Raw genomic sequence first — 13766 nt, 5'->3', positions numbered from 1 at the left:
TCGGGGTTCCCTCGTACGGCCGTACGACACGTCGGCGGGCGGTGGGGGCGCGGTGTTCGCGGCGTGCGATCCCGGGCGTACGGCCTGGGGTACGGGCCCTCGCGTGCGGACTCGGGATGGGGGCGGGCCTTTCAGTCTGCGGTGAGCAGGACCACCGCCGCAGCCGCGCAGAGCAGGCCGGCGGTCTGAAGCCGGGAGGGGCGTTCGCCGAGGACCGTGAGCCCGAGGAGTACGGGGATCACGGGATACAGCGAGGAGAGCACGACGGCGACGGTGACGATCTGCTCCCGCACGGCCAGCAGGTACAGCACCAGGGCGAGCGCCGCCACGGCGCCGGTCGCCGCCGCACCCGCCGCCTGCGGAACCGTCAGTGCCCGCCGCCTGGGCGGCCCTCCGAGCCGTGTGCCCGACAGCAGCACCACGGGCACGATCACCGCTAGTGCCGTGACCCGGCCCGTGGCGACGGGCCAGATCCCGGAGCCGTGGCCGGCCTGCGACAGGGCCATGTACTGGAGGGCGATCCCCGCGCCCGCGATCAGACCGTCCAGGGAGGCGCCTTTCGCGGCGGGAGACGCGGCGTGGGCCGGGCCGTCGCGCGAGACCAGCCACAGGGCGGGCACGGCGGTCAGGATGCCCAGCCACGGCAGTCCGCCGGGCCGGTCGCCCAGCACGACGACACCTGCCAGCACGGGAAGCGTCACGCCTCCGACGGCGCTGACCGGGACGACGACGCTCATCGCGCCCCGGCTCAGGCCCCGGTAGAGGAAGACCATTCCGAGGCCGGTGCCCGCGCCGGAGAGGCCGCCCCAGGCGAGGTCGCCCGCCGTGGGCGCGGGGGCCGCCGTCAGCGGGGCGAGCGCCAGCGAGAAGACCAGGCCGCCGGCCTGTCCGGCGAGGGCGACGAGCGCGAAGCCGCCTCGGCGGGCCAGGAGGCCGCCGGTGAAGTCGGCTATGCCGTAGCAGGCGGCCGAGGCGAGCGCCGGCAGAGCGCCCGTCATCGCGGCGCCGCCGTCACCGGGTGCGTGTCATCCACGGCGCCCGTCATCCACGGCCATGCCCGTCGGGCGGCCCGCCGCGCTGCCCGTCCCGGTGTGCCTCGCGCTCGGCCCGGCCTACGGGGCAGACAGCACCACCGCGCACACAGCCCGCACGGTCGCAGAGACGGCACAGCAGATCCGCGTCGCCGGCCTCGCCGTAGAGCCGCGTCAGCAGCCGCACCAGCAGAGCGTCAAGCGTCTCCCGCTCCTTCTCCCCCAGTACGTCCACGATCTCGCCGAGCGGTCCGCCACGGGCGGCGAGCACCGCCCGGGCGGTACGGGCGCCTGCGGCGGTGGCCGTCACGGAGACCTGCCGTCCGCTGCCCGGGCGGCGCTCGGCCAGGCCGCCCGACTGGAGCGAGTCGACCATGCGCGCCGCGGCGGGCTGGGACAGGCCGATGCGGCGGCCCAGTTCGGTGACGCTCAGGCCGGGCGAGGCTGTGAGCACTACGAGGGCGGCGGCGGCGCTGGTGCTGACGCCCGCGGCCTTGGCCGCCCCGGTGACGGCCAGATCGGTGACGGCGAGCGCGGCGGCACCGAGGAGATTGGCCGTACGGTTCCGGCTCGCGCTGTTCCCGTCCGCGCCGCCGTGCCTGCGGTTTTCGTCGGTCCCGCGGGCTGCATCATGCATGACTCATGCATACCGTCCCCTCGTGGCGAAGGCAACGCCGTCGGCGCAGCAGCGCCCCGGCGGGGTCTGTGAGCTCGTCCGGGCTGCGGCTCGACCGGGGCGAAGTGGGACAATAGAGACGTTATGGATGTGGTGACCAGGAACAACGTCGTGATCACGGGCCGCGGCGACGGGCCTGTGATCATGCTGGCGAACGGCTTCGGCTGCGACCAGAACATGTGGCGCCTGGTGACACCCGAACTGGCCAGGGACTTCAAGGTCGTTCAGTTCGACCACGTGGGGACGGGAAAGGCGGACGTCTCCTCATGGAGCGAGGAGCGGTACTCCTCGCTCGACGCCTACGCGGAGGACCTGCTGGCGATCTGCGACGGCCTCCGGCTGGGGCCGCTCGTGCTCGTCGGCCACTCGGTGAGCGCCGTCATCGCCGTACTGGCCGTGGCGTGGCGCCCCGACCTCTTCGAGAAGCTGATCCTCCTCACCCCCTCGCCGCGCTACATCGACGACGCCGGCTACCGCGGCGGCTTCAGCGCCGAGGACATCGACGAACTGCTGGAGTCCCTCGAGAGCAACTACCTCGGCTGGTCACAGTCGTTGGCGCCCGTCGTCATGGGTGACACCGGCCGCCCCGAGCTGACCGAGGAGCTGACGAACAGCTTCTGCCGGCTCGACCCGGACGTGGCGAGGGTCTTCGCCCGTGCGACCTTCCTCTCCGACAACCGTGGCGACCTGGGCCGCGTGACGGTGCCCACGCGTGTGATCGAGGTGGCCCAGGACGTGATCGCCCCCCGTGAAGTGGGGGCGTTCGTGCACGAGTCGATCCACGGCAGTGAGCTGGTCACCCTCGACGCCGTGGGCCACTGCCCTCAGCTCAGCTCGCCCGAGCTGACGGCCAGGGCCATCGCCGAGTTCGCGGCCAGTGACCGATGACGGAGGGCGCAGGGCGCCCGGAAGGGGCACAGCGACCTGAGCAGCCGGGCCGGAAGGAGCGTGCGGAGGCGGCCGAACCGATGAAGCAGCAGCCGAAGCGAGCCGAACCGCCTGAGCAGCAGCCGGAGCGGGCGGAGCGGCCGGAACGAGCGGCGCCCGAGCCGCCGTGGCACGACGCGGCGGCCGGCGGCGGCCCTGTCCGCGACGAAGCCGCCCTCCCCTACGCCGAGTTGGCGGAGGACCCCGAGGACCTCTACGAAAACGCCCCGTGCGGCTATCTCTCCACCCTGAGCGACGGCCTGATCGTCAAGGCCAACCGCACCCTGCTGAACTGGCTGGGCCGCTCGCCCGGCGAGGTCGTCGGCCGCATGCGCTTCGCCGATCTGCTGACCGTCGGCGGCAAGCTCTACCACGAGACCCACTTCGCCCCGCTCCTCCACCTTCAGCGTGAGGTCAACGGCATCGCCCTCGAACTGAAGACCGCCGACGGGACCCGGCTGCCCGTTCTGATCAGCTCCGTGGTCAAAAGGGACGACACGGGCCGGCCTCGGCTGATCCGCACGACCGTCAACGACGCCCGCGACCGCCGCTCCTACGAGGACGAACTGCTGCGTTCCCGCAAGAAGGCCGAGGAAGAACGCGAGAAATCCCAGCGGCTGTCGAGCACGCTCCAACAGACGCTGGTGCCGCCGGCGTTGGCCTCGCCGCCCGGTCTCGACGTCACCGCGTACTACCACATCGCATCCCCCGACGCGGTCAGCGGCGACTTCTACGACGTCTTCCCGCTCGGCAAGGACACATGGGGGCTGTTCATCGGCGACGTGTGCGGCAAGGGCGCGCCCGCCGCGGTGCTGACCTCCCTCGCCCGCTACACGCTGCGCGCCGCCGCCGTGTACGACTCCGATCCCGGGAGGGTGCTGGGCAATCTCAACACCGTGCTCAACACGGCGGACACCGGGCACGATCCCCGCTTCTGCACCGTCCTGTTCGGGCTGCTGAAGCCCCGGCAGGGCGGATTCGAGGTCACGTTGGCCAGCGGAGGCCACCCCGAAGCGCTGCTGCTGCGCGCCGGAGGGGGTGCCGTCTACGTACCCACCCCGGGCGGACAGTTGATCGGCGCACTGGCCGCGCCCCGGGTGTCCACCGCCACGGTCAACCTCGGCGCCGGGGACACGCTGCTGCTGTACACCGACGGACTCACCGAGGCCCACACCGCGACGGACAAGGGCGACCGCTACGGCGACGACGCCCTGCTCGACTACGCCGCCGTCCTGGCCCCCAGCACCGCCGAGGACACGGTCGCGGCGATGGCCCAACTCCTCAACGCCTTCGGCGAGGGCCTCGAAGACGACGCGGCGCTGCTGGCGTTGGGGGTTCCGGGAGAGAGCGCTGCGCGCTGAACACGCCTCCGACGGCAGCCGGTTCAGTTCGAGGCGGGGCACGGACCGTCGTGTACGAGCGGCACCGCGTCCTGTACGGGCCGCCGCCCGTGCCCCCGCTCTGGCGATCGGCGTTGGTCCTTTCATCAACGTTGACGACGTGGGGCGCTCATGGGCAGCAATGCGAACGGCAAGCAGACCGTCAGGAAGAACGAGGACCGGCCCGCGATCTGGGTGGGCTACGGAAAGCTGCTGAAGCTCTTCAGGGACAACTCCGGGCTGACGCAAGAGGAGTTGGCCGAACGCATCAGCTACTCACCCGAGTCGGTCGCGTCGATCGAACAGGGCCGCCGCCCCGCGAAGGCGCCGTTCACCGCCGCCGCCGAGCGGGAGCTGGCAGCGGGCGGCGCGCTCCAAGTCCTCCAGGAAGAGGTGGACTTCGCCAAACTCCCGGCGTTCTTCCGGGACTTCGTGCTGATCGAAATGGAGGCGGTGAGCCGCAGTTCCTACGATCCGCAACTCGTACCTGGGCTCCTCCAGACAGAGGACTACGCCCGTGCCGTGTTCGACGGCAGGTGCCCTCCCCTTGAGGAAAGCGTCGTCGAACAGCACGTGGAAGCCCGGCTGAACAGGCAGCGGCTCCTGACCAGGCATCCGCCCGTCAACTGCTCGTTCGTCATCGAGGAGGCGGCGCTGCGAAACCCACTCGGGTCGCCGGAGACCATGCGAGAGCAGATCGGTCATCTTCTGGCGCAGGGCCGGTTGCGCAACGTGGAAATTCAAGTCATGCCGCTGGGACGGGGCTTCCACCCAGGGCTGAACGGCCCGATGGTGCTCATCGAGAACGAAGAGCACCAGCATTTCGGCTACTTCGAATCGCAGGGAATCGGTCATGTCGTAAGCGACCGCGCAGAAGTGAGTTCCTTCTCCCTTCGATATGGCAAGCTGCGCTCGATGGCTCTGAACCTCAGGGAGTCGACGTCGTTCATCGAACAGCTTGCGGGAGAGCTATGAACACCCAGCAGCACAAGGCCGGTTCAGGTGACCTGCGGTGGTTCAAGAGCAGCTACAGCGGCTCGGACGGCGGCGACTGCGTCGAAGTCGCCGCACGCCCCCACACCGTCCACGTACGGGACTCCAAGTCACCCCACGGCCCCCTCCTGGCCGTACCGACGTCCCAGTGGGCCCGGTTCGTCACCTACGCCGCGGGCCGCACCACGCACTGACGCACCGGGACGGGGCCGTCCGCGGCCCTCACGCGGTAGCGATCCTCACCCCGTCGCCGTGCGGCGGATCTCCTCCAGGTCGCGGGCCGACTGCTGGAGCAGCGCACGCATGGCCGTCTCCGCCGCGTCCGCGTCGCGTGACCGTACGGCGTCGAGTACGACACTGTGGCTGGGTACGGGGTCCTGCGGGCGGTGGCCGGACGCGTGGACCAGGCGGTCGCGGAAGGCGAGACCCGTGGCGATGACCATCTCCATGCGTTCGAGCATCTCGTTGTGCGACGCGGCCAGCAGCGCACGATGGAAGGCGAGGTCGGCGTCCACTGCCTCGTCGCCGACGGCCGAGGCGCTGGTCATCGCGGCGATGGCCTCGTCGAGGGCGGCGAGGTCGGCGTCGGTGCGGCGTTCCGCCGCGAGCCGTACCGCGGCCGGTTCGACGATGCCGCGCACCTCGCCGAGGTCGCGCAGCAGCGGATGATCGGCGCCCGCCGGGCCCTCCGCGGTCTCGAACTGCCAGCGCAGTACGTCCGCGTCGAGGAAGTGCCAGTCGGACCGAGGCCGTACGAACGTGCCCCGCTTCTGCCGGGCGTCGACCATGCCCTTGGCGGCCAGTACCTTCAGCGATTCTCGCAACACCGTGAGGCTGACGCCGAGTTCGCTCTGGAGCGCCCCCAGGTCGAGGGTGTCGCCTTCGCCGATGCGGCCGCCGAGCACCCGGTGCGCTATGGCTTCGACGGTCTGGCCGTGGACCCCGCGGCGCGCGTAACCGGACATCGCCCTGATCTTCTCCCTCACGGCCGGTGCCCCGCTCACGCGGGCCCGGCTCCCGTTACGCGGCGCCCTCGGCGCGGCTTCGTCTCCCGCGCGGGCTCCGCTCGCGACTCCCCCGTCATGCCGAGGACTTCATGACGCTCCAGCCCCCGTCGACGAGAAGGCTCGCGCCGGTGACGTACGAAGCCTCCGGCGAAGCAAGGTACGCGATGGCCGAGGCGACCTCCTCCGGTGTGCCGAAGCGGCGTGCGGCGGTCTCGGCGACGCTCGCGTCCCGCTCCTCCTGCGGCACCCGGTCCCACAGGCCGGTGAGCACCGGCCCCGGCAGCACGGTGTTGAACCGCACCTCGGGCCCGTACTCGACGGTCAACTGGCCGCTGAGGGACAGCAGTCCGCCCTTCGCGGCCGCGTACGCGGGGTGGCCGGGGATGCCCCGGTGCGCGTGTACGGAGGAGACGAGGACGACCGCTCCGCGCTGGGTGCGCAGATCGTCCAGGCAGGCGCGCACGCCCAGGTAGGCGGCGGTGAGACCGACGGAGATCTGCCGGTCCCAGGAGGCGGGCGTCGTCTCGTGGGCTGGGGCGACCTCGACCCGCACGGCGTTGCTGACGAGTACACCGACCGGCCCGTAGGCGTGGGCGGATTCGACGATGCGCCGCCAGGCTTCCTCGTGGCCGACGTCGGCGGCCACGAAGACGGCGTCGCCGCCCGCCTCGCGTATCCGAGAGGCGACCTGTGCGCCGTGCCGTTCGTCGATGTCGGCGACGACGACGGCCGCACCCTCGGCGGCGAGGCGGCGTGCGGTGGCCGCGCCGATGCCCGTGGCGGAGCCGGTGACGACGGCCGTACGGCCGCGGAAGCGCGCACCGGCGGTGGCGGTGTCGCTCAACTGCCCTGCTTCCGGGCCTGACATGGGCTGCTCCTCACCTTCTGCACGGACCGGGCGGCGGCGCCGGTAACGGATGCGTGAACGGGGCGCGTAGACCGCGTCCGGAGGGTTGACCCCTCCCTGAGCTGCCCTTACGTTAATTCATAATTAATGGATTGACCATGGCTTGGTGTTCGGCGTATTCGGCCGGCTTGGCATGTGACGGCAACCGACGACCCGAAGGTGCGCACAGGCATGAGGGCAGACAGTCCCAACAGGCGGATCCACTTCGGCGGCGACTACTACCCGGAACAGTGGCCCGAGGAGGTGTGGGCCGAGGACACCCGGCTGATGAAGGAGGCCGGGGTCACCATGGTGACCGCGGGCGTCTTCGCATGGGCGAGAGTCGAACCGCGCCCGGGCGAGTACGACTTCGGCTGGTTCGACCGCGTAATGGACAACCTCTCGCAGGCCGGTCTGCGCGTGTGTCTCGCGACGATGACCGCCTCACCGCCGCCCTGGCTGGCGCGACTGCACCCGGAGATCCTGCCCGAGACGGAGGACGGCCGCCGCAAATGGCCCGGCGGCAGGCAGCACTACTGCCCCTCCAGCCCCGTGTACCGCGAGTACGCCACCCGGCTCGTCAAGCAGGTCGCGACCCGCTACGCACAGCACCCGGCGCTGGAGCTGTGGCACGTGGGCAACGAGTACGGCTGCCACATCCGGCAGTGCTTCTGCGACGTGTCGGCCGCGGACTTCCGGCACTGGCTGCGGCAGCGCTACGGCACGGTCGACGCCCTCAACGACGCCTGGTCCACGGCCTTCTGGTCGCAGCGCTACGAGTCGTTCGACGAGGTGCTGCCGCCCAGGCTGGCGCCCACCTTCGCCAACCCCTCGCAGCAGCTCGACTATTGGCGCTTCAGCGACGACGCGCTCCGCCAGTGCTATCTCGCGGAGCTGGCGGTGCTGCGCCTCGTGACGCCTGGCGTGCCCGTGACGACGAACCTGATGCCGCACCACAAGCCGGTCGACGCCTTCGAGTGGGCGCGGCACCAGGACGTGATGTCGCTGGACTTCTACCAGGACCCCTACGATCCGGACACCCACCTCGGCGCCGCCCTCAGCTTCGACGTGATGCGCTCGGCACGCGACGGCCAGCCGTGGATGCTGCTGGAGCAGGCGCCCAGCGCCGTCAACTGGCGTCCGCGCAACAGCCCCAAGCCGCCCGGTGTGATGCGGCTTTGGAGCTGGCAGGCCGTCGCCCAGGGCGCGGACGCACTGATGTACTTCCAGTGGCGCCAGTCGCGCGGCGGCGCGGAGAAGTTCCACTCGGCGATGCTTCCGCACGGCGGCAGCGGCACCCGCATCTTCCGCGAAGTGAGCGAACTGGGACGGGAGTTGGCGTCCGTGCCGGAGATCGCCGGCACCCGCTCGCACGCCGACGCGGCGCTGGTCGTGGACTGGCAGAGCTGGTGGGCCCTCGAACTCGACTCCCACCCCTCGACGGCGCTCGACCAGACGCAGCTCAACCGCGCCCACCACCGTGCGCTGTTCGAGGCGGGCGTGGCCTGCGACGTGGTGCCGCCGTCGGCCGATCTGGCGGGCTACCGGCTCCTCGTCGTGCCCAATCTGTATCTGCTCGGCGAGGACGACGCCCGGCGTCTGGAGGAGTACGTGGAGGGCGGCGGACATCTGGTCGTGTCGTTCTTCTCCGGAATCGTCGACGAGTGCGACCGCGTCCACCTCGGCGGATATCCGGCGCCGCTGCGGCAGTTGCTCGGGCTGCGGGTGGAGGAGTTCTGGCCGCTGGACGAGGGCGCGGCCGTGTCCGTGGAGGGCGTACTGCCGGGAGGGCCGGTCTCGGCGTCCGGCGTCGAGGGCGATCTGTGGTCGGAGCACATCGAGTTGGAGGGTGCCGAGGCCGTCGCGGCCTTCGCCGGCGGCGAGTTGTCCGGGCGCCCCGCCGTCACCCGCCACGCCTACGGCTCCGGCACGGCCTGGTACGTGGGCACCCGCCTCCAGCACGCCGATCTGCGCGGCCTCTTGGACCACGTAAGGCAGGAGGCGGGCGTGCACCCCGTGATCGAGGGGCTGCCCGACCGCGTACAGGCAACCGTGCGCGAGGACGACGAGCGCCGCTTCCTGTTCCTGCTCAACCACGGCGGCAGCGAAGCCGTCGTGGAACTGCCCGAGCCGATGCGCGACCGGCTGAGCCCCGAGGGCCACGGCCCGGTCACCACCGTGACGCTGCCGCCGCGCGGCGTCGCCGTCATGGAGCACTGAGCGGTCACCGGGCCGGACGGCCGGCCCGGCTGCTTGATTCGACAGGCCTGACAGGGAGGTCGGATGCCCGTCCGCAGAAAGGTCCTCGCCTGGGGTGCCGCCGCAGCCGCCGCGCCCGCGCTCGCCGCGTGCGGCGAATCGGCGGGCGCCGCCCGGCTCACGAGGCAGGCGCCGCGCCGGAAAGGCCAGAAGACGAGGCTGGTCTTCTGGACGTGGGTGCCGCTTCAGAAGGCGGTCGCGCTGTGGAACAGAAAGCGCCCCGACATCCACGTGGAGGTGCAGATCGTCCCGGCCAACACCCAGGGCGGCTACCAGAAGATGCACTCCTCCCTGAAGGCCGGGTCGCCACCCGACCTCGCCCAGATCGAGTACTACGCGCTGCCCGAGTTCATGCTCGTCAACGGCCTTACGAACCTCAGCGAGCACGGCGGCGACAAGCTCAAGGACTCCTACGTCGACTGGCAGTGGAAGCAGGGCGTCTTCGGCGGTGAACTCTTCGCCATGCCGCAGGGCTCCGGCCCCATGGGCTTCTACTACCGCAAGGACCTCTTCGAACGCTGGGACATCGAAGTCCCGCGCACCTGGGACGAGTTCAGACGGGCCGCCGTGAAGGTCAAAAAGCGCGGGGCCGGCGCCCACATCTGCGCGTTCCCGCCCAACAACGCCATGTGGTACGCCGCTTTCCCCTGGCAGCGCGGCGCGCAGTGGATCCGCTCCGAGGGCGACACCTGGCTCGTCGACATCGACAGCGAGGCGTCACTCGAAGTCGCCGACTTCTGGGACGGGCTGCTGCGCGACAAGCTCCTCGCCGTCATGCCCGACACGCAGAGCGCCTGGTACAAGGCCGTGCAGTCAGGGCAGTTGGTGAGCTGGCCCGCCGCGCAGTGGGGCGACGCGCTGCTGCGCGGCAACGCCCCCGGCACCAAGGGCAAATGGCGGGTGACGACGCTGCCCCAGTGGGAGGCGGGCGACAACGCCTCGGCGAACTGGGGAGGTTCGTCCACCGCGATCCTCCAGGGCACCCAGCACCCGGCGGAGGCGCTGGAGTTCGCGCACTGGCTGAACACCGACCCCGAGAGCATCGACCTCCTCGTTGCGGCCGGTTACGGATGGCCCGCCGCCCGCATCGATCTGAAGGACACCGCACTGGGCAAGCCGGACCCGTTCTTCGGCGGCCAGCGCTACAACGAGGTCTTCCAGGAGTCCGACAGCCACGTCGACACCTCGTGGAAGTGGGCGCCGACCACCATCCAGTCCTTCGAGCACATCAAGGACGCCTTCGGCCGCGCCACCGCCGGCAACGGCAGCATCACCGGCGCCATGAAGGACGTACAGGGCCGCGTCGTCGACGACTTGAAGGCCAAGGGACTCAAGGTGAGGAGCGCATGATGGCCCCCCGGACCGAAGCGGCCGGCGACGGCGCCCCCGGGCCCGCCTCCGCATCATCACCGCCGGGCGGCCCGGCGAGCACCGCGGCCCCGGCCCCTGTCGCACCGGCGGCGGGCGGGCGCCGGTCCCCGCGGCCCGACCGCGCCGCCTGGTTCTTCCTCGGCCCCTTCCTGGCGCTCTTCCTCTTCGCCTTCGTCCTCCCGATCGGCTACGCCGTCTACCAGAGCTTGCTCAAGGTCGAACGGCACGGACCGCTGGGCCTGGGCAAGCCGACCGTCGGCTTCGCCGGTCTGGAGAACTACGCGCTCGCCCTCCAACAGGCCGACTTCGTCGAGAGTTTCGGCCGCGTGCTGCTCTTCGGCATCGTCCAGGTACCGGTGATGCTGCTGCTGGCGCTCGTCCTCGCACTGCTGCTGGACCAGCTCGCCGACCGCTGGGCGGGCCTGCTGCGCGCCTCCTACTTCCTGCCGTACGGAATCCCCGGCGTCATCGCCACCATCCTGTGGGGCTTCCTGTACGTGCCGGGGATCAGCCCCATCACCGAGGCGCTCGGCAGCGCGTCCCCCGAGTTCCTCAGCTACGACAACATGCTGTGGTCCGTCGCGAACATCGTCGTCTGGGAGTTCGCCGGCTACAACATGCTGATCATCGTCGCCCAGCTCAAGTCCATCCCTCAGGAGCTGTACGAGGCGGCACGCATCGACGGCGCCGGGCCCTGGCAGACGGCGCTGCGCATCAAGATCCCGCTGGTGCGCCCGGCGCTCGTCCTCACCTGCGTCTTCTCCATCATCGGCACGATGCAGCTCTTCGCGGAGCCGCTGGTGATGAGGGTGCTCTCCCCTGCGGTCACCGCCAACTACACGCCCAACCTCAGCGCGTACAACGACGCGTTCGCCAACGCCAACGTCTATCTGGCCGCCGCGAAGGCCGTGCTGCTCGCCCTCGTGGCGTGCGCCTTGTCGTTCGGGTTCCTCAGCCTGGTCACCCGCAAGGAACGGAGGGGGCGATGAGCCTCACCACGAGCACGGCCGACGCAGCCGGGGAACACCGGACCCGCACCGCGCCCACTCCCGCGCCCTCGGCGCCACGCCGCACGCCCCGGCCCGGACGCATCCTGATGGTCGCTGCGCTCGCGATCGCCACCGGCTACTTCCTGCTGCCCGTCTACTGGCTGATCATCGCCGCCACCAAGTCCACGGAAAGGCTCTACGGAAGCAGCGGACTGTGGTTCGACAGCCCTCAACTGCTGGAGAACATCGGCAAGATCCTCAGCTACGACGGCCACATCTACCTCCAGTGGGCGCTCAACTCCCTGCTGTACGCGGGAGCCGGGGCGCTGCTGGCCACACTGCTGGCCGCCGCCGCGGGCTTCGCGCTCGCCAAGTACCGCTTCCGCGGGCGGGAGGCGGCGTTCAAGGCGGTACTCGCGGGCGTGCTGCTGCCGCACACCGCGCTCGCCCTCCCCCTGTATCTGCTCTTCAACCAGCTCGGTCTGACCAACACCTACTGGGCTGTGCTGATCCCCGGCGTCGTCAGCCCGTTCGGCGTCTATCTGTGCCGCATCTACGCGGAGTCGGCCGTCGACGACACGCTGCTGGAGGCGGCACGCGTCGACGGGGCACGCGAGGGGCGGATCTTCTTCCAGCTCGTGCTGCGGCTGATGTCGCCCGCGCTGGTGACGGTGTTCCTCTTCCAGTTCGTAGGGATCTGGAACAACTACTTCCTGCCCCTGGTCATGCTCTCCGACGACCGCAAATACCCCATCACCCTGGGCCTGGCCACCTGGCAGACCGCCGCCGACCGGGTGCCGCAGCTCGTGCAGTACACCGTCGGCGGGGCGTTCCTGTCGGTCATCCCGCTGGCCGCGGCGATGCTGGTCCTCCAGCGCTACTGGAGGACCGGACTGACCGAAGGGAGCCTCAAGGGGTGACACGACCCATGTGACGCGACCCCAGCGGCCTGCCGCCTCGAAGCAGTGACAGTTACGAACCGCACCACCTGGAGCACCACTTGAAGATCACCCGAGTCGAGACCTTCGCCGTGCCGCCGCGCTGGCTGTTCTGCCGTATCGAGACGGACGACGGGCTCGTGGGCTGGGGAGAGCCGGTCGTGGAGGGCAGGGCCGAGACGGTACGCACCGCCGTGCACGAACTCGCGGAGCAGTTCCTCGTCGGCGCGGACCCCTCCCGCATCGAGGACCTGTGGCAGGTGATGACGAAGGGCTCCTTCTACCGCGGCGGGCCGGTGCTCTCCAGCGCCGTCGCCGGAATCGACCAGGCGCTGTGGGACATCGCGGGCAAGGCGCTCGGAGCGCCCGTGCACCGGCTGCTGGGCGGGCCCGTACGGGAGCGGGCACGCGCCTACAGCTGGGTGGGCGGCGACGAACCGGCGGCGGTACGGGACCAGGTCGCCGCCCAGGTGGAGGCCGGATTCACCGCCGTGAAGATGAACGCCTCGGGGCGCATGGGCCGCCTGCCCACCGTCGCGGAGCTGAACGCGGTCGCGGCGAGGGCGGAAGCCGCCCGCGAAGTCCTCGGCCCCGAACGGGACTTCGCGGTCGATCTGCACGGGCGCTTCTCCACGGCGGGCGCGATCAGGGCAGCGGGCGTACTCGAACCGTATGCGCCGATGTTCGTCGAGGAGCCCGTCCTGCCCGAGTACACCCATCTGCTGGGCCGGGTCACGGAGTCGACGGCGCTTCCCGTCGCCACGGGAGAACGGCTGTACTCCCGTACGGACGTACTGCCCGCGCTGCGTGCCGGCATCGCGGTGCTCCAGCCGGACCTGTCGCATGCGGGCGGCATCTCCGAGAGCCGCCGCATCGCGACGCTCGCCGAGACCTTCGACGTGGCGATCGCACCGCACTGCCCGCTGGGGCCGCTCGCTCTGGCGGCCTCTCTCCAACTCGCCTTCGTCACACCGAACTTCCTCATCCAGGAGCAGTCGATCGGCATCCACTACAACAAGGACGCGGAACTGCTCGACTACGTCGCCGACCGTTCCGTCTTCCGCTTCGAGGAGGGGCATCTGCTGCGCCCCACGGGCCCGGGGCTGGGCGTGGAGATCGACGAGAAGGCGGTACGGGCCGCGGACGGCGCGTCGGAGAGCTGGCACAACCCGCTGTGGCGGTACGGGGACGGGGCCTTCGCCGAGTGGTGAGCCGCCCGGCGGCGGGCGAGGCGTCGCGTGTCGGGGCGTCGCCGGGCGCCCCCGGCAGAGCGGGGCGTCGCGGGTGCGCCAACGCAGCGGCCGAGTCGT

13 protein-coding genes are annotated in these 13766 nt (G+C 70.8%); 9 read left to right on the top strand and 4 right to left on the bottom strand.

Translation table 11 applies throughout. The features are described 5' to 3' along the window. Nucleotides 1–131: 131 nt before the first annotated feature. Together MMA15_RS25130 and MMA15_RS25125 are read right to left on the bottom strand one after the other, a co-directional pair. Entirely contained in the window at nt 132–998 is an 867-nt protein-coding gene (locus MMA15_RS25130; RefSeq protein WP_241062446.1) for an EamA family transporter, read from the bottom strand. 43 nt (nt 999–1041) lie between these two features. Beyond that, nucleotides 1042–1668 (bottom strand): MarR family winged helix-turn-helix transcriptional regulator, encoded by a 627-nt coding sequence (locus MMA15_RS25125; protein WP_241062445.1) that lies wholly within the window; start codon nt 1666–1668, stop codon nt 1042–1044. A gap of 123 nt (nt 1669–1791) precedes the next feature. On the opposite strand from MMA15_RS25125, the gene MMA15_RS25120 reads away from it, so the two are divergent. The 4 genes from MMA15_RS25120 (at nt 1792) to MMA15_RS25105 (ending at nt 5200) form a co-directional block, all read left to right on the top strand. Further along, a complete protein-coding gene (locus MMA15_RS25120; RefSeq protein ID WP_241062444.1) occupies nt 1792–2595 on the top strand; it encodes an alpha/beta fold hydrolase in 804 nt (267 codons plus the stop codon). A gap of 80 nt (nt 2596–2675) precedes the next feature. After that, nucleotides 2676–3995: a PP2C family protein-serine/threonine phosphatase gene (locus MMA15_RS25115; RefSeq protein WP_241062443.1), complete on the top strand. Its 1320-nt coding sequence runs from the start codon at nt 2676–2678 to the stop codon at nt 3993–3995. Between the two features lie 150 nt (nt 3996–4145). Continuing rightward, on the top strand, nt 4146–4988 hold the full coding sequence (locus MMA15_RS25110; protein WP_241062442.1) for a helix-turn-helix domain-containing protein: 843 nt from the start codon (nt 4146–4148) through the stop codon (nt 4986–4988). Continuing rightward, nucleotides 4985–5200, top strand: a complete 216-nt coding sequence (locus MMA15_RS25105; RefSeq protein ID WP_241062441.1) for a DUF397 domain-containing protein — start codon at nt 4985–4987, stop codon at nt 5198–5200. The genes MMA15_RS25110 and MMA15_RS25105 overlap by 4 nt, the downstream gene beginning before the upstream one ends. Before the next feature lie 45 nt (nt 5201–5245). On the opposite strand, the gene MMA15_RS25100 is transcribed toward MMA15_RS25105, so the two are convergent. Together MMA15_RS25100 and MMA15_RS25095 are read right to left on the bottom strand one after the other, a co-directional pair. Then, nucleotides 5246–5971, bottom strand: a complete 726-nt coding sequence (locus tag MMA15_RS25100; RefSeq protein WP_241063477.1) for a FadR/GntR family transcriptional regulator — start codon at nt 5969–5971, stop codon at nt 5246–5248. 115 nt (nt 5972–6086) lie between these two features. Further along, nucleotides 6087–6881 carry an SDR family NAD(P)-dependent oxidoreductase gene (locus tag MMA15_RS25095; protein ID WP_241062440.1) on the bottom strand — a complete coding sequence of 265 codons (795 nt, stop codon included), beginning with the start codon at nt 6879–6881 and terminating at the stop codon, nt 6087–6089. Between the two features lie 210 nt (nt 6882–7091). On the opposite strand from MMA15_RS25095, the gene MMA15_RS25090 reads away from it, so the two are divergent. From MMA15_RS25090 to dgoD, 5 genes are all read left to right on the top strand, one after another. Then, complete coding sequence (locus MMA15_RS25090; RefSeq protein WP_241062439.1) at nt 7092–9119, top strand: beta-galactosidase; 2028 nt, start codon at nt 7092–7094, stop codon at nt 9117–9119. Between the two features lie 63 nt (nt 9120–9182). Beyond that, nucleotides 9183–10508, top strand: a complete 1326-nt coding sequence (locus MMA15_RS25085; RefSeq protein WP_241062438.1) for an ABC transporter substrate-binding protein — start codon at nt 9183–9185, stop codon at nt 10506–10508. After that, entirely contained in the window at nt 10505–11518 is a 1014-nt protein-coding gene (locus tag MMA15_RS25080; RefSeq protein WP_241062437.1) for a carbohydrate ABC transporter permease, read from the top strand. The genes MMA15_RS25085 and MMA15_RS25080 overlap by 4 nt, the downstream gene beginning before the upstream one ends. Next, nucleotides 11515–12438: a carbohydrate ABC transporter permease gene (locus MMA15_RS25075; RefSeq protein WP_372498300.1), complete on the top strand. Its 924-nt coding sequence runs from the start codon at nt 11515–11517 to the stop codon at nt 12436–12438. The genes MMA15_RS25080 and MMA15_RS25075 overlap by 4 nt, the downstream gene beginning before the upstream one ends. 80 nt (nt 12439–12518) lie before the next feature. Beyond that, nucleotides 12519–13667, top strand: a complete 1149-nt coding sequence (gene dgoD / locus MMA15_RS25070; RefSeq protein ID WP_241062436.1) for a galactonate dehydratase — start codon at nt 12519–12521, stop codon at nt 13665–13667. Nucleotides 13668–13766 lie beyond the last annotated feature (99 nt).

The sequence above is a fragment of the Streptomyces marispadix genome (genome assembly GCF_022524345.1).
In the GTDB taxonomy this organism is placed as follows: Bacteria; Actinomycetota; Actinomycetes; order Streptomycetales; family Streptomycetaceae; genus Streptomyces; species Streptomyces marispadix.
This window is presented reverse-complemented; position numbering and strand designations above follow the sequence as displayed.

Excerpts from the sequence above, each read along its gene's own strand:
- MMA15_RS25130 (WP_241062446.1), bottom strand. The coding sequence starts at position 998 with ATGACGGGCGCTCTGCCGGCGCTCGCCTCGGCCGCCTGCTACGGCATA.
- MMA15_RS25125 (WP_241062445.1), bottom strand. The coding sequence starts at position 1,668 with ATGCATGATGCAGCCCGCGGGACCGACGAAAACCGCAGGCACGGCGGC.
- MMA15_RS25120 (WP_241062444.1), top strand. The coding sequence starts at position 1,792 with ATGGATGTGGTGACCAGGAACAACGTCGTGATCACGGGCCGCGGCGAC.
- MMA15_RS25115 (WP_241062443.1), top strand. The coding sequence starts at position 2,676 with ATGAAGCAGCAGCCGAAGCGAGCCGAACCGCCTGAGCAGCAGCCGGAG.
- MMA15_RS25110 (WP_241062442.1), top strand. The coding sequence starts at position 4,146 with ATGGGCAGCAATGCGAACGGCAAGCAGACCGTCAGGAAGAACGAGGAC.
- MMA15_RS25105 (WP_241062441.1), top strand. The coding sequence starts at position 4,985 with ATGAACACCCAGCAGCACAAGGCCGGTTCAGGTGACCTGCGGTGGTTC.
- MMA15_RS25100 (WP_241063477.1), bottom strand. The coding sequence starts at position 5,971 with ATGTCCGGTTACGCGCGCCGCGGGGTCCACGGCCAGACCGTCGAAGCC.
- MMA15_RS25095 (WP_241062440.1), bottom strand. The coding sequence starts at position 6,881 with ATGTCAGGCCCGGAAGCAGGGCAGTTGAGCGACACCGCCACCGCCGGT.
- MMA15_RS25090 (WP_241062439.1), top strand. The coding sequence starts at position 7,092 with ATGAGGGCAGACAGTCCCAACAGGCGGATCCACTTCGGCGGCGACTAC.
- MMA15_RS25085 (WP_241062438.1), top strand. The coding sequence starts at position 9,183 with ATGCCCGTCCGCAGAAAGGTCCTCGCCTGGGGTGCCGCCGCAGCCGCC.
- MMA15_RS25080 (WP_241062437.1), top strand. The coding sequence starts at position 10,505 with ATGATGGCCCCCCGGACCGAAGCGGCCGGCGACGGCGCCCCCGGGCCC.
- MMA15_RS25075 (WP_372498300.1), top strand. The coding sequence starts at position 11,515 with ATGAGCCTCACCACGAGCACGGCCGACGCAGCCGGGGAACACCGGACC.